This is a genomic window from Amycolatopsis kentuckyensis, from assembly GCF_002155975.1.
Taxonomy (GTDB): domain Bacteria; phylum Actinomycetota; class Actinomycetes; order Mycobacteriales; family Pseudonocardiaceae; genus Amycolatopsis; species Amycolatopsis kentuckyensis.
Genome location: NZ_MUMI01000517.1, coordinates 1 through 22,084 on the forward strand (window position 1 = coordinate 1; position 22,084 = coordinate 22,084).

At 72.9% G+C, this 22,084-nt stretch carries 19 protein-coding genes; 4 read left to right on the forward strand and 15 right to left on the reverse strand.

Going from position 1 to position 22,084, the window contains the following annotated elements:
• Window positions 1–469 precede the first annotated feature (469 nt).
• The gene (locus CCN39_RS39480) at window positions 470–1,543 is read left to right on the forward strand and encodes a glycoside hydrolase family 19 protein (RefSeq protein ID WP_434781153.1); all 1,074 of its coding nucleotides are present in this window, start codon (window positions 470–472) and stop codon (window positions 1,541–1,543) included.
• A 35-nt stretch (window positions 1,544–1,578) separates the two neighbouring features.
• Here CCN39_RS39480 and CCN39_RS39485 read toward each other — a convergent pair whose 3' ends face one another.
• From CCN39_RS39485 to CCN39_RS39520, 8 genes are all read right to left on the reverse strand, one after another.
• Entirely contained in the window at window positions 1,579–2,325 is a 747-nt protein-coding gene (locus CCN39_RS39485; protein WP_086851138.1) for a thioesterase II family protein, read from the reverse strand.
• Window positions 2,326–2,441: 116 nt separating this feature from the next.
• A complete protein-coding gene (locus CCN39_RS39490; protein ID WP_086851140.1) occupies window positions 2,442–3,260 on the reverse strand; it encodes a dioxygenase family protein in 819 nt (272 codons plus the stop codon).
• An 83-nt stretch (window positions 3,261–3,343) separates the two neighbouring features.
• Window positions 3,344–4,171, reverse strand: a complete 828-nt coding sequence (locus CCN39_RS39495; protein WP_086851142.1) for a helix-turn-helix domain-containing protein — start codon at window positions 4,169–4,171, stop codon at window positions 3,344–3,346.
• Between the two features lie 193 nt (window positions 4,172–4,364).
• Window positions 4,365–5,510 (reverse strand): thioester domain-containing protein, encoded by a 1,146-nt coding sequence (locus tag CCN39_RS39500; RefSeq protein ID WP_086851144.1) that lies wholly within the window; start codon window positions 5,508–5,510, stop codon window positions 4,365–4,367.
• 196 nt (window positions 5,511–5,706) lie between these two features.
• On the reverse strand, window positions 5,707–6,534 hold the full coding sequence (locus tag CCN39_RS39505; protein WP_086851145.1) for a serine hydrolase: 828 nt from the start codon (window positions 6,532–6,534) through the stop codon (window positions 5,707–5,709).
• A 266-nt stretch (window positions 6,535–6,800) separates the two neighbouring features.
• The gene (locus CCN39_RS39510; RefSeq protein ID WP_086851167.1) at window positions 6,801–7,862 is read right to left on the reverse strand and encodes a cellulose binding domain-containing protein; all 1,062 of its coding nucleotides are present in this window, start codon (window positions 7,860–7,862) and stop codon (window positions 6,801–6,803) included.
• A complete protein-coding gene (locus CCN39_RS39515; RefSeq protein ID WP_244211201.1) occupies window positions 7,862–9,343 on the reverse strand; it encodes a cellulase family glycosylhydrolase in 1,482 nt (493 codons plus the stop codon). Before CCN39_RS39515 ends, CCN39_RS39510 begins: the two co-directional genes overlap by 1 nt.
• Window positions 9,344–9,553: 210 nt before the next feature.
• Complete coding sequence (locus CCN39_RS39520; RefSeq protein ID WP_086851149.1) at window positions 9,554–11,332, reverse strand: GTP-binding protein; 1,779 nt, start codon at window positions 11,330–11,332, stop codon at window positions 9,554–9,556.
• 182 nt (window positions 11,333–11,514) lie between these two features.
• On the opposite strand from CCN39_RS39520, the gene CCN39_RS39525 reads away from it, so the two are divergent.
• Window positions 11,515–12,591, forward strand: coding sequence for a sensor histidine kinase (locus tag CCN39_RS39525; protein ID WP_086851152.1), 1,077 nt, complete (start codon window positions 11,515–11,517; stop codon window positions 12,589–12,591).
• A gap of 101 nt (window positions 12,592–12,692) precedes the next feature.
• Window positions 12,693–13,976, forward strand: coding sequence for a phosphopyruvate hydratase (eno, locus tag CCN39_RS39530; protein ID WP_086851154.1), 1,284 nt, complete (start codon window positions 12,693–12,695; stop codon window positions 13,974–13,976).
• A 40-nt stretch (window positions 13,977–14,016) separates the two neighbouring features.
• Here the strand turns inward: eno and CCN39_RS39535 are convergent, their stop codons facing one another.
• From CCN39_RS39535 to CCN39_RS39560, 7 genes are all read right to left on the reverse strand, one after another.
• Window positions 14,017–14,442 (reverse strand): S26 family signal peptidase, encoded by a 426-nt coding sequence (locus CCN39_RS39535; protein ID WP_086851156.1) that lies wholly within the window; start codon window positions 14,440–14,442, stop codon window positions 14,017–14,019.
• Window positions 14,439–16,253, reverse strand: a complete 1,815-nt coding sequence (locus CCN39_RS39540) for an ABC transporter ATP-binding protein (protein WP_086851158.1) — start codon at window positions 16,251–16,253, stop codon at window positions 14,439–14,441. The genes CCN39_RS39535 and CCN39_RS39540 overlap by 4 nt, the downstream gene beginning before the upstream one ends.
• A complete protein-coding gene (locus CCN39_RS39545; protein ID WP_086851160.1) occupies window positions 16,250–16,756 on the reverse strand; it encodes a thioredoxin domain-containing protein in 507 nt (168 codons plus the stop codon). Before CCN39_RS39545 ends, CCN39_RS39540 begins: the two co-directional genes overlap by 4 nt.
• Entirely contained in the window at window positions 16,756–17,256 is a 501-nt protein-coding gene (locus CCN39_RS39550; RefSeq protein WP_086851162.1) for a MauE/DoxX family redox-associated membrane protein, read from the reverse strand. Before CCN39_RS39550 ends, CCN39_RS39545 begins: the two co-directional genes overlap by 1 nt.
• A gap of 73 nt (window positions 17,257–17,329) precedes the next feature.
• Window positions 17,330–17,497 carry a hypothetical protein gene (locus CCN39_RS50880; protein WP_167455317.1) on the reverse strand — a complete coding sequence of 56 codons (168 nt, stop codon included), beginning with the start codon at window positions 17,495–17,497 and terminating at the stop codon, window positions 17,330–17,332.
• Between the two features lie 127 nt (window positions 17,498–17,624).
• Window positions 17,625–20,051 (reverse strand): tetratricopeptide repeat protein, encoded by a 2,427-nt coding sequence (locus CCN39_RS39555; RefSeq protein WP_086851163.1) that lies wholly within the window; start codon window positions 20,049–20,051, stop codon window positions 17,625–17,627.
• A gap of 67 nt (window positions 20,052–20,118) precedes the next feature.
• Window positions 20,119–21,285, reverse strand: coding sequence for an SGNH/GDSL hydrolase family protein (locus CCN39_RS39560; RefSeq protein ID WP_086851165.1), 1,167 nt, complete (start codon window positions 21,283–21,285; stop codon window positions 20,119–20,121).
• Window positions 21,286–21,405: 120 nt separating this feature from the next.
• Here CCN39_RS39560 and CCN39_RS39565 point away from each other — a divergent pair.
• Window positions 21,406–22,084 (forward strand): AfsR/SARP family transcriptional regulator (locus CCN39_RS39565; RefSeq protein WP_208630590.1); only part of this gene is annotated, 679 nt, incomplete at its 3' end.

The window sequence follows — 22,084 nt, forward strand, 5'->3', positions numbered from 1 at the left end:
GCGTCGTCCGGACGACGCGGATCGACCTCGAAGGAAGCATCGCGCCGGAGGAGCTCGGGGAGATGCTCCACCGGCTGGGCCGGGCGAGGCTGCAGCGCATCCTGCTGCTCGCCCCGGCGGCGCAGGTGAGGATCCCGCAAGCGCGGTGACGTGCCGGGCGGGCACGCGGCTTCGGTGCCGCGTCGCCCGCCCCGCGGGCCGCCCGTTCTGCGGCGCAGGCACCTCCCGCAACGCCGGCGAGGGCCGGGGCGATCACCGCCGCCCGCCCGCGTCTCCGCCGGATCGCGCAGTTTCCGGACCGAGGGACGTTCGCGCACAACCCTTGCCCGGGACCCCCGGCAATCTTGACTGGACTAGACCAATCTGCTCTAGTGACCGGTGTCACCCTCGTCTCGGCCGGATGAGCACACCCCCTCCGACACCGGGCGCCCCCGCGTCCGGACTCCGTCGTGGCCGAAGGAGTGAGCGAATCTTGAGAAGACGTCTTGTCGCGGTCCTGTCCGCCGTTGCCGCCGTTGCCGGGCTCGTGTTCGGCGTTCCCGCCGTCACCGGGCAGGCCCCTCAGGCGGCCGCCGCCGCGTGCAGTGCGCCGAACTGGGTCGCCGGGCAGTGGTACGACGTCGGCGCCGTCGTCCGGTACACCAACGGTGGTTACTACCGCGCCAAGAACGCGAATCCGGGCTACGACCCCGTCATCAGCACCTGGTACTGGGAGCCCTACAGCTGTGACGGCGGGGGCGGTACCACCTGCAGCTACCCGAACTGGGTGGCCGGGCAGTGGTACGACGTCGGCGCGATCGTGCGCTACACCAACGGTGGCTACTACCGCGCCAAGAACGCCAATCCGGGCTACGACCCCGTCATCAGCACCTGGTACTGGGAGCCCTACAGCTGCGGCGGTGGCACCGATCCCGGCAACCCCGGCGCGTTCGTGGTGAGCGAAGCCCAGTTCAACCAGATCTTCCCGGGCCGGAACTCCTTCTACACCTACAGCGGCCTCACCGCCGCGCTCTCCGCCTACCCCGGCTTCGCCACGACCGGCAGCGACACCGTCAAGAAGCAGGAAGCCGCCGCCTTCCTCGCCAACGTCAACCACGAGACCGGCGGGCTCGTCTACATCGTCGAGCAGAACACCGCCAACTACCCGCACTACTGCGACTGGAACCAGCCCTACGGCTGCCCGGCCGGCCAGTCCGCCTACTACGGCCGCGGCCCGATCCAGCTGAGCTGGAACTTCAACTACAAGGCCGCCGGCGACGCGCTCGGCATCGACCTGCTCGGCAACCCCTGGCAGGTCGAACAGAACTCCGCCGTCGCCTGGAAGACCGGGCTCTGGTACTGGAACACCCAGAGCGGCCCCGGCACCATGACCCCGCACAACGCGATGGTCAACAGCCGCGGCTTCGGCGAGACCATCCGCAGCATCAACGGCTCCATCGAATGCAACGGCGGCAACCCCGCCCAGGTCGAGAGCCGCGTCGCGAAGTACCGGCAGATCACGTCGGTCCTCGGCGTCGACCCCGGCGCCAACCTGTACTGCTGAACCCGTGGCGGGCGGGGTCACCCCCGCCCGCCCGCTCAGCCGGCGAGCCGGTCGGCGATCAGCCGGATGACCGCCGCAGCGTGGTCGTTCAGGTAGAAGTGGCCGCCCGGGTACGTCTTCAGCTCGAAGCCCGCCGACGTCCGCTCCGCCCACTGGCGCGCTTCGGCTTCGGTGACCTTGGGGTCCTCGTCGCCGACCAGCGCCACGATCGGGCAGCCGACGTCGGGGCCGGGACGGTAGTGGTAGAGCTCCGCGGCCTTGTAATCGCTGCGCAGCGCGGGCAGCACCAGGTTGCGGATGTCCTCGTCGTCCAGCACCGCCGCGTCGGTGCCGCCGAGCCGCTTGACCTCGGCCAGCAGCACTTCGTCGCCCTTTTCGTGGATCCGCTCGTCGCGGTGGGCCGACGGCCCGCGGCGGCCGGAGACGAACAGGGTGTGCAGCTTCGTGCCGCGCTCTTCGAGCCGCCGGGCGACCTCGAAGGCCAGGCTGGCGCCCATGCTGTGGCCGAAGAACGCCACCGGTCCGGTGGTCTCCGGGGCGAGCACGTCCGCCAGCCGGTCGGCGAGCACGAACAGGTCGTCCACCGGGGTCTCGGCGTGCCTGTCCTGCCGGCCCGGGTACTGCACGGCCAGCACCTCCACCGACGGCGCCAGGGCCGCCGACACCGGGTGGAAGTAGCTCGCCGCTCCCCCGGCGTGCGGGAAGCACACGAGCCGCGCCACGGCGGTCGGCGCCGGGTGGAAGCGCCGGACCCACTCCGCGGCGTCGAGCGAAATCGTCATGGCCTCCAATCTGGCAGGCCGCCGGGCCGGCGTCGACCCCTAACGTGCGCAGTCCGGTGGCCGGCAGGCCCCGGGATGCGGCCGGGGCCTGCCGGTTTCCGGTCAGCCGGGCACCGTCACTCCGCCCGCCACAGCGCCGGGACGGCCGGCGGTTCCCAGCCCGGCTGGGCGGTGTGCGCCTGCAGGCAGACGTACCCGCGGCCGCCGTAGGTGACGCGGGTGCCCGCCGCGTACGCGGTGCCCACCGCCCAGGACGTGCCCCCGGGCGGTGTGGAGGACGTCGAGGTGGGCCGCGTCGACGTCGGCGTCTGCGGGACGTCGAGCACGAAGTCGAAGGCGGCTTCCTTCGCGGAGCCGTTGTCCCGCACGGTCATCAGCAGCCGTGCGTCGAAGATCGTGTCGGTGTTGTTGCGCGGCTCGTTCGGGAAGTAGAGCTGGGTGGTCAGCACCGGCCGGCCGGGCGCCTGCACCTTGACGTGGATGTGCCGGGTCCGGCCCGGGTACAGGCCCGGCACGATCGTGGACAGCGTGAACGCGCCCTGGGCGTTCGTGTACTGGTGCCCGCGGAAGGTGTAGCCGGTGTTGTCGTACGCGCCGTTGACGTCCGCCTGCCAGAAGTCCAGCAGCGCGCGGTTGACCGGCAGGCAGGCGCGCCCGAAGACGTAGCCGGTCACGGTCAGCCGGGTGCCCTGGGTGCCGGGCGTGACGAGGTTGGTCCGCTCCGGCGAGTTGGGCTTGAAGTACGGCCCCTCGGTCTGCTCGATCGTCGGATCGTCGTCGTCGTGGCAGGTGGGGGTCAGCTCCGGTGCCGTGCCGCCGACGGCGTTCGCGCGGGCCAGCGCCGGACCGCCGATCAGCGCGACCGGCGCGGCGACACCCGCCGCCAGCGCGGCCTTGAGCACCGTCTTGCGGCTCAGCCGGTTTTCCTCGTCCATGCCGTGCTCCTCGTGGGTGGGGGAGGTCGGGGATCCCCTCGAACGTAGGCAGGCAGCGGACGGGCGGCGATGGACTGGATCGGTCAGTCGTGGTGCTTCTCCCCGCCGCGCCGGAAGGCACCGGGGCTCAGCCCGGTTTCGCGGCGGAAGAACCGGCAGAAGTAGGCCGGGTCGGCGAACCCGACGCGGCTCGCGACCTGCCGGACGGTGAGGTCCGTCCGGAGCAGGAACCGTTGCGCCTCCCGGGTCCTGGCCTCGCGCAGCAGCTGCGCGGCGGTGCGGCCGGTCGCGGCCTTCACCGCCTCGGTGAGGTGGCCGGGGGTGACGCCGAGGCGTTCGGCGTGCGCGCGCACCGACCACAGCCCGGGTCCGGGGCGGCCGGTGAGCCGGACGAACTCCGCGGCCACCGCGCCGGCGGGCGCGGGCGGCGGCGTTCCCAGCAGCCGTCCCGCCCGCACGACCAGGACGTGCACCAGCGCCCGCAGCACCGACTCCGTGCCCTCGCCACCGCGGCGGTACTCGTCCTCCAGATCGGCGATCAGCCGGGTGAGCCGGGCGTCGGCGTGCTCGTCCAGGTGCAGCCACGGCCGTTCGCTCAGCCGCCGCAGGAGCTCGCGATCGGCCGGGTGGTCGAGCAGGAAGTCGTCGGTGAACAGCACGACGTGCCCGGTCAGGCCCCGGACGCCGGCCCACTGGTGCACCTGCCCGGGCGCGATGACGCCGAAGTGCGGCGGCCGCAGCGGCCAGCGCGCGGTGTCGACGACGTGCGCGCCGGTGCCGCCGGTGACGTGCACGAGCTCGTGGAAGGTGTGCCGGTGCGGGAAGTCCGCGCGGGACAGCGGCCCGATCGCGTCGAAGGTGCCGACGGCGAACGGCAGCGCGTGCGGGGCGGGCACCTCCAGCCGGTGCATCGGCAGCTCGCCCGGCCGCGGGGTCCGGCAGGGCGTCCCGGGCGGAACGGTCGTACCGCGCATGGCCCCGAAGTCTAGATCGGGGCGTGCGCGGTTCGCCGGTTTTGCCCCGATGATCGCAATCCGATCGTCGGGTACCGGACAGCAGAACGGGGCTGGTCCACAGTGGACCAGCCCCGTTCGGTGGTACGTACTACGCGCGGCTGCGGCGCCGGTTCAGCAGCAGCATCAGCGCGCCGCCGCCGAGCAGCAGGCCGCCGATGCCGAACGGAACCGCGGCGTCGACACCGGTGTTGGCGAGGTCGCCACCACCGGAGGGCGCGCCACCGGGCGTGCTCGGCGCGGTGGTCGGGGCACCCGCCTCGGTCCAGCTCGCGGTCGCGTTCGCGGCCACCTGGGTCTTCTCCGAGTCGGCGACGATCAGCGACTGCGCCGGCTTCTTCGCGTAGTTCTCCGCGACGAACAGGCGGCCGGTGTCCAGCTCGCCGGTGACCTTCAGCGAGAACGCGCCCTTGCCCGGCTTGGTGCCGGCCGGGACGTCGACGAACAGCTTGCTGCCGTCCTTGACGTCGGCGGTCTTCAGCTCCTTGCCGTCCGAGTCGGTGACCTTGACCCCCTCGGGCAGCTCGGTGGTCAGCGACGTGACGTCACCGTTGGTGGCGACCTGGAACGGGCCGATCTTGGTGCCGGCCTTGCCCTCGGTCTTCGGCCCCGCGATGTTCAGGGTCGGCTTCGGCTGCTCGCCGATGCCCTTGTTCTGGTCGCCGACCAGGTAGCTGTACAGCGCGGCGACGTCGGCGTTGGTCTCGGCCGGGTTGTCTTCCTTCAGCGGCTTCTTCAGGTCGAGGTTCACACCGTCGCTGAAGTGCCACACCGCGGCCTGCGTGGCCGCGATGGCCTCGCGCTCGGAGACGCCGTCGTGGACCTTGACACCCTGCTTGCCGAGGGCGGTCTCGATCGCGTCGAGCTTGACGCCCGGGTAGCCGTGGTGCAGCACCCAGTTGATCTTGTCGCTGTTCTTGTTGAACGGCGAGTCGGCCGCCGGGTACTTGTTCCACGGCGTCTCGACCATGTCGACGTCGGTGCGCATGCCGACGGTGATCTGCACGCAGTAGAGCTTGAGCGTCTTGCCGTCCGACAGCTTGAAGCCGAACAGCTTGGCGATGTAGTCGCCGCCGCCTTCGAGGTTGATCCGGTAGCCGACCGTGCCCGCGTCCTCGACGACGCGGCCGCGCGCGGCGCCGTCGTCCGCGAGGGCCGAGGGGGCGCTGACCATGACGGCAGCGGCCGCGGCGAGCACCGCGATCCCGCCACGCACGAAAGCTGACCTGACCTGCATAAATCTCCTATCCGAGCCCGAACCACGCCGTTAGGGGCGCCGTGGGATCACCATCCCCGACCACGGCGGCCACTGATTCGGGTGAGTGATCACCCGGTCAAGCGATATCGGAGCATACACAGACCTCACAAGGGCTACGCACGGTGCCCCCATAAACACGAATCCCCTTGGAAATCCCCTGAAAGAGGCACAGATTTCAGGCGCCGAAATACCCACCGAACAGGATTTGGGCGATCTTCGAGGTGGTCTCCTTGCCGACCTCGTCGCCGCCCGCGACCACCCGCGTGTCGTTCATCAGGGCCAGGGCGTACCGCTCGCCCGGACCCGCGAAACCGACGGAGTTCATGATCCAGGAACCGTCGTCGTTGTCGTCGGACCAGCCGTTCTTGTTCCCGGGCCGCGCGGCCGCCCCGGCGCCCCAGACACCCCACTGCTGGTTGACGTCCACCGTGCGCAGTTCCCGGACGAGGTAATCGCGGTGGCGGGCGGGCAAGCGGGCCAGGACGTACTCGATCAGCCGGTCCAGGTCGTTCGCGGTGGTGCGGATCCAGCCCCAGTGGTGCGGGTGGCGATCACTGAACCGCATGTCGGTCATTCCGTATGCCGGAAAGCGCCGGGCGAATTCGGTTTCGCCGCCATAACGGGTCCACAACGCGTGGGCCGCGTCATCGTCACTCGAATGGAGCATCCGGTGCATCAGGTCGCGATCTTCGGGCGACAGCGTGATCGTTCCGGAATCCGCCCGCAGCAGCAGGTCGACGGCCATGGCGAGCTTCGGCGTCGAGCAGGCCCAGATCAGCGTGCCGGCGGCCGGGCTGCGGTAGACGGCGCCGGTCGAGCGGTCCCGCAGCACGATCCCGGTGATCCCGGGGCGGCTGTCGGCGTAGGCCTGCGCCCGGGCGATCCGCGCCCGCAGGTCCGGGCCGAAGGGATCGCCGGCGGGCGGGTCGTTCCGGCCGGCGGGTCCCGGCGACGGCGCCAGCGCGAACGCCGCCAGCAGCGCGGTGAGCAGGAGCTTGCCCATGAAGGTTCCCCCGGGTGCCGGAGCGGGTGCTTGCGCCTTGAAGACTCGCACGGACGGCGGGGGCGCGGCGAGCACCGCGGGGCCGGCGCTCACCGGCAGCCGAGCACCGCCGGGCGGCGGGGCACCGGCAGCCGAGCACCGCGGGGTCGGCGCTCAGCGCCAGCCGAGCACCGCCGGGTCGGCACTCACCGCCGGCCGAGCACCGCCGGGCGGCGGGGCCGGCAGCCGGTCGGGCCACTCAGCACCGAGCGGGGCCGGCCCGCACCTCACCCCATCGCGCAGCTGACCGCCGGGACCGCTTCCGGCGCACCTCCGCTCGCCAGGAAACCGAACGTCGCCGACGCGCCCGCGACGAGCGTTCCGTTCCAGTCGGCGTTGCGGGCGGTCACCGCCGCTCCGTCCTGGGTGACCGTCGCGTTCCACGCCTGGCCGATGCGCTGGCCGGCCGCGAGCCCGAACGTCGCCGTCCACCTCGATGCCGTCGCCGAGGTGCCGTTGCGGATGGTCACCTCGGCCTGGAAGCCGCCGGTCCACTGGCCCGTCATCGCGTAGGTCGCGGTGCACGCCCCGCCCGGCGAAGGCGAGGTGGTCGTGGTGGTCGTCGTCGGCGAAGACGGCGGGACCGGCGTACCGAGGGCCGCCGCCACCGCCGGGTACCAGCGGTCGGCCATCTTGCGGAAGCCCGAGTCGATCGGGTGCACGCCGTCCGAGGTGTCCGCCGCGGCGGAGAAGCCCGTCCACTGGTCCACCACGGTGATCGGGGACCGCGCGGTCGTCTTCGCCGCCGCCCAGCCCGGGATGGCGGTGTCCAGCGCGACCACCCGTTGCGCGCACGCCGCACAGCCGCTGGGCTCCATCGGGATGATCTGCGCGACGATCACCTTCATGTCCGGGTTGCTCGCCCGCATCTGGTCGACCAGCTTCGAGTACGCGGCCAGGATCGCCTCGGTGCTGATCGTGCCGCCCCACAGGTCGTTGGTGCCCAGGTGCATCAGCACGACGTCCGGCCGGGCCGCGGCCAGCCACGGCGGCAGCTGGTTCTGGTCCGCGATGCCGGTCGCCGCGTAGCCGCCGTGCCCCTCGTGGTCGCCGTCGAAGGGCACCGAGCACCCGCCGCCGGGCTGCGTGCCCACGAAGTCGATGTTCGTGTACCCCGTGCGCTGCAGCCGATCCCAGAGGTAGGCCCGCCAGCAGCCGGGGCCGGCCGTGATCGAATCGCCCAGCGGCATGATCCGCACCGGCGCGGCCGCCGAGACCGCCGGCTGGGCCAGGGTGAGGCCCAGCACGGCGGCGGCGACCGCGATCAGCGCGTAGCACCTCTTCGGCATCACGGGTTGACGGTCAGGAGATGGGCCCGAAAGGCCTCGCCGTAGGTCTTGGTGGGCGTGCCGGCGTAGTCCTCGATCAGCACGTTGCCGCCGCTGCAGCCCCACGGGTTCCACGTCCAGGCCGTGTAGCCGAGGTTGTGCGCGTCCAGCCACGCCATCACCTGGTCGATGTAGTCGTGCGCACAGCTGTTCTGCCCGATTTCCCCGGCCTGCACCGGAACCTGGGCCGCGACCGTCCCGATCTGACTGTCCCAGCAGGACACCGTGACGCAGGCGTTGAAGTTGTAGGTGTGCCAGGACGCCACCAGGTTGCCCGCCGGGTCCACCGGCTTGTAGGCCAGCCACTGCGTGAGGTCGTTGGTCCAGGTCAGGCCGGCCGACATCACCACGTTCTTCGCCCCGGTCGCCCGGACGGCGTCGACGAGTTCCTGCATCCCCGCAACGGGGTAGCTGATCCCGGTGCAGGTACCGCCGTCGCGCAGGCACCGCCACGCGGCGGCCGCGTCGGACCAGTTGGCGGCCGCGTCCGGGTAGGGCTCGTTGAACAGGTCGAACACCACGGCGTCGTCACCCTTGAACGCGGTGGCGACCTGGCTCCAGAACGTCGGCGTGTACTGCCGGCTGGGCATCGGCTTCTGGCAGGTGGCGTTGACGTCGGTGCAGGCGGAGGACGTTCCGGTGTACACGCCGTGCGTCCAGTGCAGGTCGAGGATCGGGTTGATCCCGTTGGCTTCCAGGAGTTTCGCGTAGTCCTTGACGGCCTGCTGGTAGGGGGCGCCGCTGGGCGTGCCGGACAGGCCGAGCCAGCAGTCCTCGTTCAGCGGGATCCGCACCGCGTGGATGTTCCACGCCTTCATCGCGTCGACCGAGGCCTGGTCGACCGGTCCGCTGTCCCACATGCCCTTGCCCTGCACGCAGGCGAACTCGCCGCTGGCGCGGTTGACGCCGAGCAGCCGGTAGGTCTTCCCGTCGGCGGTGAGCAGCTTGTTGCCCGAGACGTGCAACGCGGGCGCCGGGCCGGGCGGCGGTGGCGTCGAGGTGGTCGTCGTCGGCTTGGTGATGGGGGTCGTCGCCGTGGTCGGCGGGGTTCCGGTGCACGCGGCGCCGTTGACCGCGAAGTCGGTGGGCGTGGTGTTGGTGCCGCTGTAGGAGAAGTTCGCGCCGGTGGTGACCGAACCGCCGGCCGGGATGGTGCCGTTCCAGCTCGCGTTGGTCACGGTGACCCGCTTGCCGGACTGCGTCCAGGTGCCCATCCAGCCCTGCTGGAGGGTCTGGTTCCCGGAGTAGGAGTAGGTCAGTGCCCAGCCGTCGGCCGCCGCGGAGCCGACGTTGGCGATCCCGACGGTGGCGCTGAAACCGCTTCCCCAGTCGTTGGCCGAGTAGGTGACGCGGCAGGCGAACGCGCCGCTCGTCTCACGCGCGGACGACACCGCCGTCGTCGACGTGATGACGACCCCGGCGGCGACCGCGAGCCCCGCCACCGCAAGCACGGCAGGACGTTTTCCGGCTCTTCCCCACATCGGCACTCCCTTGTGCACACTGACGGCGGAGGCGTCTGGGAGCGTTCCCAGAGTCCCGTCACACCGTCGCTTCCCGGCCCCGGCTTGTCAATCACCAACGCGGATAAAGCGGCCGAACAGCGTCCGGCGCGTTCGGCCATCGAACGCAGGCATCTCGGCCGGCCGGAGTCCCTACGGCCGGCACGGGCGGTAACCGCCGGGCTCGGCCGTGAAGACCGCTTCCCCCTGACCGAGGGCGGGCAACCGGCGCCGGAAGTCCGCGGTCGCGGCCGCCGGGAGCGTGCCGCTCAGCCGGGCGACCTCGGCTTCGACCACCGGCGGCTCGCAGACCGCCGCCAGCTTGGCCAGCGCGATCAGCGCCGCGCCGGCGGCGTGCTCCGGCACTTCGAGGTCGAACCGGTCCACCGGCTCGTACACGCGGGTCCGCGCCCGCGCGAACGCCAGCGACAGCAGCCGCGCCGTCACTTCCCGGAAACCGCCGGCCGTGCTGAGCGGCGGCTGGAACCCCGAGTGCGTCAGGGTGACGACGCAGTCGATGACCTCCCAGCCGTGCGGGCCGCACCCCGCCGTGCGGTACACCGTTTGCTCGATCGCGGTGTGGAAGGCCCGCGGGAGCGAGCCGCGTTCGACGGCCAGCTCGTACCGGACACCGCTGCCGGTCGCGCCCGGAGCCACCCGCAGCCCGACCGTGGCGACCGGATCGGTGGGGCCGAGCCGGTCCAGGAACTGGACCGCTTCGCCGACGCCGACGGGCTTTTCGACGTGGATCGGTTCCGGCGGCGCGAACCGGGCGGCGAGCCTGAAGTCCTCGCGCAGCCGCTCGAGGAGCACCTCGATCTGGACTTCGCCGTAGGTCCGGACCGACAGGAGGCCGCGCTCGACCCGGAGCCCGAGCAGCGGATCCTGGTCGCACAACTCCCGCAAGGCCTGGTGCAGCCGGGTTTCCTCGCCCGGCCGCGCGGTGACGACCGAAACGAGCCCGGGCGGCGGGAACAACCCGGCGTCCGCCACGCCGTCCGGGGAACCGAGCCGGTCGTCGACGCGGACGTCGCCGAGCCCCGAGAGCCGGACCAGGTCCCCCGCGCCCGCCCGGGTGACTTTGGCTCCCGCGAGCGTCATCGCCGTGACCCGCCGCCGGCTGTGCTCGACCGTGCCGTCCCCGGTCCGCCGGAAGAGCTCCACCCGGTCACGCACTCGCAGCGTCCCGCCGTGCACGCGGGCGTAGGCGATCCGGTCGCCGCCGCGGCCGCGTTCGATCTTGAAGACGGTCGCGCGGAGCTCGGTGCCCGGCACCGCGGTGGGCAGGAAGTCCACGATCCCGGTGACGAGCTCGGGCACGCCGGCGCCGGTCACCGCCGAGCCGAGGAACACCGGGTAGGCCGCACCGGCCGCCACCTGACGGCGGAAGACGACGTCGGCGGCAGCGCGGGGCCGGCCGCGGACGGTGATCCCCGCGCTGCCGGCCGCCTCGGCGGTCACCATCGGCACCATCGCGCGGGACAGCTTCTCCCGCAGGTCGTCGAGCACCCCGGCCGGATCGACGCCGGCCTGGTCGAGCTTGTTGACGAACACCAGCGTCGGCACGCGCAGCCGGCGCAGGATGCGCCAGAGGATGCGGGTGCTCGCCTGGACCCCGGCAGGGCCCGAGACGACGAGGACGACGCCGTCGAGCACGCCGAGCGCCCGTTCGACCTCGGCGACGAAATCGGCGTGCCCCGGCGTGTCGATGACGTTGACCGTCCGGTCGCCGGCCCGGAAGGAGACCACGCCGGTGCTGATCGTGATGCCGCGACGCCGTTCGATGGCCAGGGTGTCGGTCTGGGTGTTGCCGTCGTCGACCCGGCCGAGCGAACCGACCGCGCCGGTGTCGAACAGCAGCCGCTCGGTCAGGCTGGTCTTACCGGCGTCGACGTGGGCGAGAATCCCGATGTTGAGGGAGATCGATGACAAAGAGCACTCCGGATGCCGCAACGCGTACTGGGGATTCGACGGTGTTGCGGATCTGGCGCATGCTGCCCCCTCTTGTCGCGGATCGGCCGGAGCCGGCCCGACCGTAGCCGACGCCCTCGCGCGGGAACAACGGATTAACCGCATATGCCCGCGATATCCCGTCGTGCCTACGCTCACGGCTCGTGAACAGGCGCCCCGGGCTCAGCGCGCGGCTGAAACTGACCATCAGCTACGCCGCGTTCCTCATGCTCGCCGGCGCGGTGCTGCTCGTCGTCGTGTGGACGTCCCTGCTGCGGTACGTGCCCGACAACGAGCAGGGCCTGCTCGGGATCGCCCCCAACCGGTACCTCCTCGTGCGCACGTTCGTGCCCTCCGCGGCCACCGCGCTCGGCTTCCTGCTCGTCTTCGGCGTCCTGGGCGGCTGGCTCCTCGCCGGGCGGATGCTCGCCCCGCTCACCCGGATCGCGGACGCCGCCCGGCTGGCCGCGCACGGCTCGCTGTCCCACCGCGTCCGCCTGACCGGCCCGTCGGACGAGTTCCGCGAGCTCGCCGACGTCTTCGACACGATGCTCGAACGGCTCGAATCCCAGGTCGGCGAGCAGCAGCGGTTCGCCGCGAACGCCTCCCACGAACTGCGCACCCCGCTCGCCATTTCGCAGGCCATCCTCGACGTCGCCGGCAAGGACCCGGACTACCCCCGGGAGGAGCTCGTCGAGCGGCTGCGCACGGTGAACACCCGGGCGATCGACCTGACCGAGGCCCTCCTGCTGCTCAGCCGCAGCGACCGGCGGCACTTCACCCACGAGCCCGTCGACCTTTCCCTCGTCGCCGAAGAAGCCGCCGAAACGCTGTTGCCGCTGGCCGAGCAGCGCCGGATCACGCTGGACGTCACCGGGGAGCCGGTCCACGCGACCGGTTCCGCCGCGCTGCTCCTGCGCATGGCGACGAACCTCGTCCAGAACGCGATCGTCCACAACCTGCCGGACGGCACGGTCACCGTCCACACCGAACGCCGTCGCTACGCGAGCGTGCTGCTGGTCGAGAACACCGGCCGGCCGCTCCCGCCCGAACTGGTCCCGACCCTGACCGAGCCCTTCCAGCGCGGGACCGCACGCACGCGCACCGACGGGCACGACGGCGTCGGCCTCGGGCTGGCGATCGTGCACAGCATCGTCCGGGCCCACGACGGGATGCTGGAGCTGGCGCCCCGCCCGGCCGGCGGCCTCGTCGTCACGGTCCGGCTCCCCGCCCGCCGGTAGGGAAATTTTTCGGGATCGATTCAGTAAATTCTGCTAGCCTCGCCCTCGTCTCGCGGCTCACCGTGGCGCCGCTCCCGCTCGACGAACTCACGAGGAGTGCGATGACTGCCATCGTCGGTGTCAAGGGCCGTGAAGTGCTGGACAGCCGGGGCAACCCGACCGTCGAGGTCGACGTCGAACTGGCGGACGGTTCGTTCGGCCGGGCCGCGGTGCCCTCGGGTGCCTCGACCGGGACCCGGGAAGCGGTCGAACTGCGGGACGGGGACAAGACCCGGTTCCACGGCAAGGGTGTGCGCAAGGCCGTCGACGCGGTCAACACCGAGATCGCCGAGGCGATCGTGGGCCTGGACGCCGAGGCGCAGGCGACGGTCGACCGCGCGCTGATCGAACTGGACGGCACCGCGAACAAGGCCCGCCTCGGCGCGAACGCCACCCTGGGTGTTTCGCTCGCCGTGGTCAAGGCGGCCGCGGCCGCCAACGGGCTGCCGCTGTACCGGTACGCCGGCGGCGTGTTCGCGCACCTGCTGCCGATGCCGATGATGAACATCATCAACGGCGGCGCGCACGCGGACAACCCGATCGACTTCCAGGAGTTCATGATCGGCCCGGTCGGCGCGGCGACGTTCGCCGATGCGGTGCGGATGGGCTCCGAGGTGTTCCACACGCTGCGCAAGTCCCTGCACGACGCCGGGCACAGCACCAACGTCGGCGACGAAGGCGGGTTCGCGCCCAACCTGAACTCGGCCGACGAGGCGCTGGAGTTCGTGCTGCGGGCCATCGAGCAGTCCGGTTACACGCCCGGCGAGGACATCGCCCTGCTGCTCGACCCGGCCGCGTCGGAGTTCTACACCGGCGAGGTCTACGACTACACGGGCGAAGGCCGCAAGCGCAGCGTCGAAGAGCACGTCGGGTACCTCGCCGAGCTCACCTCCCGCTACCCCATCGTGTCCATCGAGGACGGTCTGGCGCAGGACGACTACGCCGGCTGGAAGCAGCTGACCGACACCATCGGCGACCGCGTCCAGCTCGTCGGCGACGACGTGTTCTGCACCAACGTGAACCTGCTGACCGACGGCATCGAACGCGGCATCGGCAACTCGATCCTGGTCAAGGTCAACCAGATCGGCACCCTCACCGAGACGCTGACCACGGTCGAGACGGCGCACAAGGCGGGCTACTCGGTGGTGATGTCCCACCGCTCCGGCGAAACGGAGGACACGACGATCGCCGACCTCGCGGTGGCCACCAACTGCGGCCAGATCAAGACCGGCTCGCTGTCCCGCGCCGACCGCACCGCCAAGTACAACCAGCTCATCCGCATCGAGGAAGAGCTGGGCGCCGAGGCGCGCTACGCGGGCGCGACCACGATCAGCGGCCGCCGCTGAGACCACCGCGGCCCGGGGGCGTTCGGGCCTCCGGGCCGGGTCACGCGCGGGGGACGTGCCGCACCACCACGCCGACGATCCGCTCCCGCGGCACGAACCCGTAGTGCCGCGAATCCCAGCTGGTCGGCCGGTTGTCCCCCAGGACGACGGCGCAGCCGGCCGGGACCAGTTCGCCGCCGAGGCCGTGGACGTCCGGGTCGGCCCAGTCCGGTGGAATGCGGTCGCCCGCCACCGCCACCACGCGCTTGAGGAGCAGCTGGTCCGTCGACGCCCCGCTCGGCAGCTGGGGGAAGCGCAGCAGGGCCACCTGGCCGCGACGCAGGCGGCGGGTCCGGCGGACCAGGACCCGGTCGCCGGACAACAGCGCCGGCGCCATGCTCGGACCGTCCACTGTGGTCATGATCAGCCGGCGGCGGGCAGCGAAGACGCCGAACGCCAGCAGGCCCAGGAACACCGGTCCCTTCACGACACCGCCTGGTATCCGTCGGCCTGCAGGCGGAACAGGCGGGCGTAACCGCCGTCGGCGGCGAGCAGGCTGTCGTGCGTGCCCAGCTCGGTGACGCGGCCGTCCTCGAGGACTGCGATGCGGTCGGCGTCGCGGACCGCGCTCAGCCGGTGCGAGATGAGCAAGCTCGTCCGGCCCTGCCGGTGCTCGCGGATGCGCGCGTGCACTTCCTGTTCGGCCTCCGGGTCGAGGCCGGAGCTCGGCTCGTCGAGGATCATCAGGTCCCGTCCCTCCCGGACGAGCGAGCGGGCCAGCGCCAGCCGCTGCCACTGGCCACCGGACAGCACCACGCCGGCCGAGGTGCCGATCTCGAAGATGCGGGTGAGCGGCGTGTCGTACCCCTCGGGCAGGGCGGCGATCCGGTCGTGCGCGCCCGCCCGGGTCGCGGCGGCCACCAGCCGGTCCCGATCGTCCATTGCGGACAGTTCGCCGAGCCCGATGTTCTCGGCCGCGGTCATGTCGTAGTTCATGTGGTCCTGGAAGACGGCGCTGATCCGCTGGCGCAGCAAGGCGTGCGGGACGTCGCGCAGGTCGACGCCGTCCCAGAGGATCTGCCCGCGCGTCGGGTCGTACATGCGGCACAACAGCTTCACGAGCGTGCTCTTGCCCGCGCCGTTGAGGCCGACGAGGGCGACCGCCGTGCCGTGCGGGATCGTGAGGTCCACCCCGCGCAGCACCCACGGGTGTTCGTCGCTGTACCGGAACCAGACGTCCCGCAGCTCGAGCCCCTGCCGCAGCGGGGGCACCGTGTCACGCGATCCGGTCGGCAGGTCCGGTTCCGCGCGGACCACGGCGACGTAGTGCGCGAACGACAGCAGCCGGGCCTGGCCGTTGGCGATCGACGACGCCAGCGTCCCCAGCGCGGCCTGCACCCCGGCGACGGCGGCCACGAACATCGAGACGTCGCCGGCGCTGAGCGACCCGGCGCGCGCCGACGTGATCGCCCACCAGAGGCCGGCCCCGGCGACGGCCGCGCTCAGCGCCGTCAGCCCGCCCATGGTCCACAGCTCCCGGACGTCCATCCGGCGCTGGGCTTCGTTGGCGCTGCGGCGTTCGTCCATCAGCCGGGCGCGCAGGAACGCCCCGATGCCGAACAGGCGGATCTCGGTCGCGGCGGGGATGCCGGTGAGCAGCTGGGTGTAGAAGAACTCGCGCCGGGCGAACCGCTCGACCCGCCACTCCACCGCCGCGCGGCGCCGGGACAGCAGCAGTTCGGCGAGCAGCGCGGGGATCGCGGCGGCCAGCACCACCCCGGTCATCGCCGGGCTCAGCAGGAGCAGCGAGCCGAGGAAGCCGGCCAGCGAAAGCGTCCCGCTGAGCGTGCCGCCGACGCCGTCGACGATCTCCGGCATCCGGCCGCAGCTCTCCTGGGCCAGCCGCAACCGGTCCTGGTAGGCGGGGTTCTCGAAGGTGCGCAGCCCGACCTGGCGGCCCAGCGCGGCGAACAGCCGGTCGGTGGCGACCGTGCTCGCCGCCCGGCCGATCTGCGCGCGGACGTAGTGGGCGAGCACGGGCAGCGCGGCGACGGCGAGGCCGGTGAGCACCAGCGCCCCGGCGAGGCCGCCGACCGGGCCGGTGCGCTCGACGAGCCGGTCGAGGACGAGCTTGGTCAGCCAGGCGGTGGCGATCGGGGCGGTGGCCCCGGCCGCGGTCATGACCAGCAGGCCCAGCAGCCGCGCCGGGCCGGACCGCCACAGCAGCGCGGCGGCGGCCGCGGCCGCCGCCCGCACCTGGTCCGCGCCGATCCGCCGGTCCGGTTCCGCCACGGTCACCGGCCGGCGGGCACGGGCAGCTCGTGCACCCGCCCGGCGGTCGCGGTCACCCGCCCGCCGGCCACCACGTACAGGGCGGGCGTCCAGGTGTTGCGGAACGCGGCGGCGACCGGGCCGCCGTCGAGCTCCGCCGTCACCACGTGCGCGACCTCGGCGAGCGCGCGCACGGTGTCCGGCTCGTCGCCGCCGAAGACGGCGAAGACGTTGTCCCGGCCCTGCGCGCGGGCGTGGGCGAGGAAGTCCGGCAGGGTTTCGTGGCAGGCGGCGCAGTCGGCGGAGAAGAACGCCACCGTGCCGTTCAGGTCGGTGGTGGTGAGCGGCTCGCCGTCGGTCGTGGTGACGGCGAACTCGCCGACGGCCGAACCGGGCTGCAGCGCGAAGAGCGAACCGGAGTCGGACCGCCCGGTCTGTGCCCTCATCCGGCGCAGGATCCCGACGGTCAGGAGCAGGTTGAGCAGGCAGCACAGGCCGAGCAGCACCAGGGCGGCGACGACGATGGGCATCAGGAACTCCTTGCGAACACGACAGCGATGTCGTCCATGGCGATGACGAGCACGGCCACCACGACACCCGCGGCGAAGGCGACAGCGGCCCCGGCGACGGACGGCAGGTGCTCCGGCGCGAGCGCGCCGAGGACGGCGAAGCAGATCAGCAGGGTGTTGCGGACCAGGTGGCGCGGACCGATCGGGGTCTCGGTCGCGCCGAAGCAGCGGCACGGGGCACGCCGCCCGCGTCGCAGTGAAGCGGCGATGGCGGCGGTGAAGGCCAGCAGCAACGCCGTCGCGAGGACGAAGCCCCCCACCGCGGTGACCGGCACGAGGACGGCGGAGCCCAGTTCGGCGGCCACGACGGCGACCGCCACCGGCCGGACCCACCGCGCGGGCATCGGCACCAGCGCCGGCACCGAGCGCGCGAACCCGCGGAAGTCCCTCAGCTTCGAGAGCGACGAAGCCGCGAACACCACGGCGATCAGCGCCACACCGGCGGCCCGGAGGTACTCCATGTCACTCCTTCGGGACCGGGTGGTGTCCGCGGGGAAGGGAGCGGACACCACCCGGCACACTCGCCGGTACGGATCAGCAGGTGCTGCGGATCTTGGTCCACTGGCAGCCGTCCTGCACGCAGCAGAACCGGTACCAGTAGCCGGGGTGACCGGCGTTGTTGCAGACGTACTGGCCGCTGCAGGCCGAGGCCTCGGCGGTGGGCACGATCCGGTTGAGCACGCGGTCGATCAGGCGCCCCATGGTGTCTCCCTTCGACGGTGGATGTCCGAGGCGTGGGAAGTGGTTCCGCACCCCCGCGCCGGCTGCGAGCATTGCGGTCGGCGCCGTGCCCGGGCAGCAATCCCGGACGAACCCGGACGGCACCTCCTCACCCGCCCGCCACCACCGAGCAGCCGAGCCCCGCCGCGATCTCCGCCGACTCCGGCAACCCCAGCTCCCGACGGTGACCCCGCGCCGCCAGCCAGTGCTCCCGAGCCCTCCCCAGATCGCCCACAGCGGTCGACGCCCGCGCCAAGCCCGCGTGCGCCCGCGCCGCCGCGTGCAGGCTGCCCAGCTCCGCCGCGATCGCCAACGCGCACTCGTGCGTCGTCCGGGCGTGGTCCGTGCGGCCGAGCTCCAGTGACGCGTCCGCCAGGCACAGCAGTGCCTCCAGGTGCAGGTCGCGGTCGGCCGCCTGCTCGGCGATCGCCGTCGCGCGGCGGAAGTAGCCGCAGGCCTCCGCGGGGCTGCCCGCTCTCAAGTGCGTGTCGCCGATGTTGAGCAGGGTGCGGCCGGTGTCGCACAGGTCGCCGGTCTGCTGGTCGATGGCAAGCGCTTTCCGCTGCATCTCCAGCGCTTCGGCGTACCAGCCCAGCCGCCCGTAGGCGAAGCCGAGGTTGGTCAGCGCGGTCCGCTCGCCCGCCCGGTCACGCAGCTCGCGCGCCAGCGACAGGGTCTCCCTCTGGAAGCCCGCCGAGCGCACGAAATCCTCGTTCCAGGAGGCGATCGCGCCCAGCGTGCCGAGCGCCCGGCACTCGCCGGAGCGGTCTCCGGCGCCACGGAAGCAGGCCAGCGCCTCCTCGGCGTGCCGCGTCGCCGCGTCGTAGCGGCCGACCTGACTCCGGGTGGCCGCCAGGCTCAGCAGCGCGTGCCCGCGGGCCGCCGGGTCCGCCGACTCCGCCGCGCTCGTGTGCAGGACCAGCGCCTCGCTGAGGTGGCCGCCGGTCTGGAGGTACCGGAACAGCAGCCGCGACAGCAGTCCCGCGTGGCCGGACGGCACCCCGTGGACACCGGCGCCGACCAGGTTGGCCCGTTCGGCGTCCAGCCAGGCGGTCGCCGGCTCCCGGCCGGCCAGCGGCGGGATCGGCACGCCGGGGTCGGGGACGCGGGGCCGGTAGTCCCGCATCCGCGGCGCGTACTGGTCCATCGCGGTGGCGGCGGCGAAGGCGTAGTAGTCGAGCAGCCGCGTCAGCGCGGCCTTCCGGCCGGCGGGCGCGTCCTCGTCCTGCGCCCGCGCCATCCCGAAGGCGCGGATGAGGTCGTGCAGCTCGAACCGGCCCGCTTCCCCGCGCCGCACCAGGCTGGCCGCGACGAGCCGGTCCGCGGTCCGGGTCGCCTCCGCCAGGCCGGTCCCGGCGAGCGCGGCGATGCCGTAGGCGTCCAGGTCCGCCCCCGGGTGCAGGGAGAGCAGCCGCAGGACCCGCCGTTCCGGCTCGGCGAGCTGGTCGTAGGACAGGCTGATCGAAGCGTCCACGCCGTTGTCGAGCCGCAGCCGCGCGCGCCGCTGCTCGAGCCGTTCCAGGTGGTCGGCCAGCAGCCACGACCGGTGGGCCGGCGCGGTCATCCACAGCGCGGCCAGGTTCAGCGCGAGCGGCAGCCGCCCGAGTTCCGCGGTGATCCGCCGGGCCACGCCGGGCGCCTGGTCGACCCGCGCCGCGCCGACGGTGCGCCGCAGGTACGCGAGCGCGTCGTCCGGGCTCAGCACGTCCAGCGGCACGTGCGCGGCCCCCGTCAGGCCCGCGAGCGCCAGCCGGCTGGTGACCAGCACCGGGCCGCCCCGCTCGTCCGGCAGCAGCGGCCGGACCTGGTCCTCGCCGGCGGCGTTGTCGAGCACGACCAGCAGGCGCCGCCCGGCCGAACGCTCCTGGTAGACCCGCGTCTTGCCGGCCAGGTCGGCGGGGACGGCGTGGCCGGGGACGCCGAGCAGGCGCAGGAACGAGTCGAGCACCGCGGCCGGGTCCACCGGCGGCCGGCCGCGGTCGGGGTGGAACCCGCGCAGGTTGACGAAGAGCGCGTTGTCGCACCGGCCGGCGCGCAGCAGCTCGTGCCCGGCCTGGACGGCCAGCCCGGTCTTGCCGACCCCGGCCATGCCCGCGATCGCCGCCACCCGCCCGCCCGCGCCGAGCACCTCGCCGAGCCGCTCGAGTTCCGCCCGGCGCCCGGTGAAGTGCGGGACGGCCTCCGGCAGGCCGAGCTGGGCCTGCACGAAGGTCGCCGCCTCCGCGCGGCCGCGGACCACCCGCAGCACGTCCTGCCACTCGGCGACGTAACCGGGATCCGGGTGCAGCACCTCGACCACGGCCAGCAGCAGATCGGTGTTGGGCCGCGCCCGGCCGGTCTTGAAGCAGTCGGCGACGGTCGTGCGGGCGGTCCGCTCCCCGGCCGGCCGGCCGGCGGCCGTCCAGAGCCGGTTGACCCGCTCGGCGATCTGCGCGTACGACGGGCCGCCCGCCCACGCCTTGAGCAGCCGCAGCTGCGCGATCAGCTCGGCCAGCGTGCGCGCCTGACCCGGATCGGGTGGTTCGGTGAACGCCATTCCGCCATGGTGACCGCGTTTCCGCGCTCGGCGGCCCGATTTTCCCGAGTCGGCCGCCGCTTCGGGCTCAGCCGAACAGTCCGAGATCGACGCAACCTGCGAGCGCCTGGTAGCCCGCGTCACTGCCGTGCAGGAAATCGCCCGAGTGGAACTCCTCTCTGATCCGGCTGGGGTGGTCCGGGTCGCGCCAGACGGCGTCGAAGTCCAGCACCGCGTCGAACGCGCCGCCCGTGCGAATCCACTCGTTCACCACCTGGCGCGCGGCTTCGGCTTCCGGCGTGTAGGCCTCCGAGCCTTCGAAGGGCGCGATCGTGGTGGCGTAGACCCGCACCCCGTGTTCGCGCGCCCGCGCCGCCAGCTGCCGGTGGCCGGCGATGACGTCGTCCGTCGTCACCGGCGCGCCGGGGAACACCTTCAGGAAGTCGGCCAGAGCAGCGTCGTCTCGCGGGGCGAAGGAGATCGCGATGTCGTTGCCGCCCACGGAGAGCACGACGCCGCCGAGGCCCGGTGTCGCCAGCACGTCCCGGTCGAAGCGGGCCAGCACCGAGGCGCCGACGCCGTCGTTGAGCATCCGGTTGCCGCTGATGCCCTGGTTGACGACGAAGCCGGCGCCGCGCGCGGCCAGCAGTTCCGGCCAGCTGTGGTGGGTGTCCGGAGTGGACCCGGCGCCGTCGGTGCGCGAGTCGCCGACCACGACGACGGCCGAGGCCGGCGCGTCGGGGAGCACGTCGACCGCGGAGATCAGCGCCCGCACCGGCAGCTCCGCGGCGTCCGAGGGCAGCTCGGGAGCGGCGACGGCGTCACCCGGGATGGTCCAGCCGGTGTCCAGGACGGGATCGTGGCACGTACAGGTTTCCACGCGTTCCGGCAGGTACAGGCTGATGGACAGCTCCGTGAGCGCCGCCGCGGGCAGGTCGACCGGGTCGCTCAGCATCGGCGCCCCCACCGGGATGGTGGCGGACGCGGCACCGGAGAACGTCAGCAGGTGCCCCTCCCGCACCCCGCCGCCGGGCACCGCGAGCCCCACTCGCGCCGCGCCGACGGTCACCGGCGCGGTCCCGAACTCGTTGGTGAAGCGGACCCGCACCCGGCGCCCGCCGCCGCTGAGCCGCACCACCTGGCGGAGGGTCACGTCGGCGAGCGGCGGGTGGTCGTCGAGCGAGCCCAGCCCGTCGTGAGCCGACTGGGGCGAGGCACCCCAGCTGCGCACCCAGCCGATGGTCGTCTCGGTCATCTGTTGCCTCCGTTGGTCGAGTGGACCTCCGAAGGCTGCGGCGGACCGCTCACACGCGGCGCACGCGGCGCTGACACGCCCGGTTCGACCGCGCGGCGCCGAGCGCGCGAAGATCGAGGCATGGACGGGCTTCGCATCACGCTGCTGGGCACGTTCCAGGTGTCCCGGGGTGACGTGGTGCTGCCCGTGCCGGGCGCGCGGTTGCAGGCCCTGCTCGTCCGGCTGGCGCTCGCCGGCGGCCGCGCGGTCGAGCCGGCCGTGCTGGTCGACGCCGTGTGGGGCGAGGAGCCGCCGTCCGGCACCGCCTCGGCCCTGCAAACCCTCGTCTCCCGGCTGCGCCGCGCCCTGACCGCGGGCGACGGCGTGCTCGTCCAGGTCGCCGGGGGCTACCGGCTGGCGGTCGACGCCGTGGACGCGGTGCGTTTCGAACAGCTCGCCGCGGCCGGCCGGGAACGGCTGCGAGCCGGGGACGCGGACGCCGCGAGCGCCGCACTTGCCGAAGCCGTGGCGTTGTGGGGCGAGCCCGCGGTCATCGCCGTCGTCGCCCCCGCGGTGGCGACCCGGCTGGCTCAGCTATCGGTCGAGGTCGTCGCGGACCTCGCCGACGCCGAGTTGGCGCTGGGCCGCGCCGAGTCCGCCGCGGCCCGGCTGACCGTGTTGCTGGCCGAGCACCCGGCGCACGAGCGCGCGGCGGCCCTGCTGATGGACGCGCTCGCCGCGCAAGGACGTCAGGCGGAAGCGCTGACCGTCTACGAGCGGGTCCGCCGGACCCTGGCCGACGTGCTCGGCGCCGACCCGG

Bases quoted from the DNA above. Each gene is read 5' to 3' on its own strand.
- CCN39_RS39485 (WP_086851138.1), bottom strand. From the start codon at position 2,325: ATGACGATTTCGCTCGACGCCGCGGAGTGGGTCCGGCGCTTCCACCCG.
- eno (WP_086851154.1), top strand. From the start codon at position 12,693: ATGACTGCCATCGTCGGTGTCAAGGGCCGTGAAGTGCTGGACAGCCGG.
- CCN39_RS50880 (WP_167455317.1), bottom strand. From the start codon at position 17,497: ATGGGGCGCCTGATCGACCGCGTGCTCAACCGGATCGTGCCCACCGCC.
- CCN39_RS39555 (WP_086851163.1), bottom strand. From the start codon at position 20,051: ATGGCGTTCACCGAACCACCCGATCCGGGTCAGGCGCGCACGCTGGCC.
- CCN39_RS39510 (WP_086851167.1), bottom strand. From the start codon at position 7,862: ATGCCGAAGAGGTGCTACGCGCTGATCGCGGTCGCCGCCGCCGTGCTG.
- CCN39_RS39545 (WP_086851160.1), bottom strand. From the start codon at position 16,756: ATGCCCATCGTCGTCGCCGCCCTGGTGCTGCTCGGCCTGTGCTGCCTG.
- CCN39_RS39560 (WP_086851165.1), bottom strand. From the start codon at position 21,285: ATGACCGAGACGACCATCGGCTGGGTGCGCAGCTGGGGTGCCTCGCCC.
- CCN39_RS39505 (WP_086851145.1), bottom strand. From the start codon at position 6,534: ATGGGCAAGCTCCTGCTCACCGCGCTGCTGGCGGCGTTCGCGCTGGCG.
- CCN39_RS39495 (WP_086851142.1), bottom strand. From the start codon at position 4,171: ATGCACCGGCTGGAGGTGCCCGCCCCGCACGCGCTGCCGTTCGCCGTC.
- CCN39_RS39490 (WP_086851140.1), bottom strand. From the start codon at position 3,260: ATGGACGAGGAAAACCGGCTGAGCCGCAAGACGGTGCTCAAGGCCGCG.
- CCN39_RS39550 (WP_086851162.1), bottom strand. From the start codon at position 17,256: ATGGAGTACCTCCGGGCCGCCGGTGTGGCGCTGATCGCCGTGGTGTTC.
- CCN39_RS39500 (WP_086851144.1), bottom strand. From the start codon at position 5,510: ATGCAGGTCAGGTCAGCTTTCGTGCGTGGCGGGATCGCGGTGCTCGCC.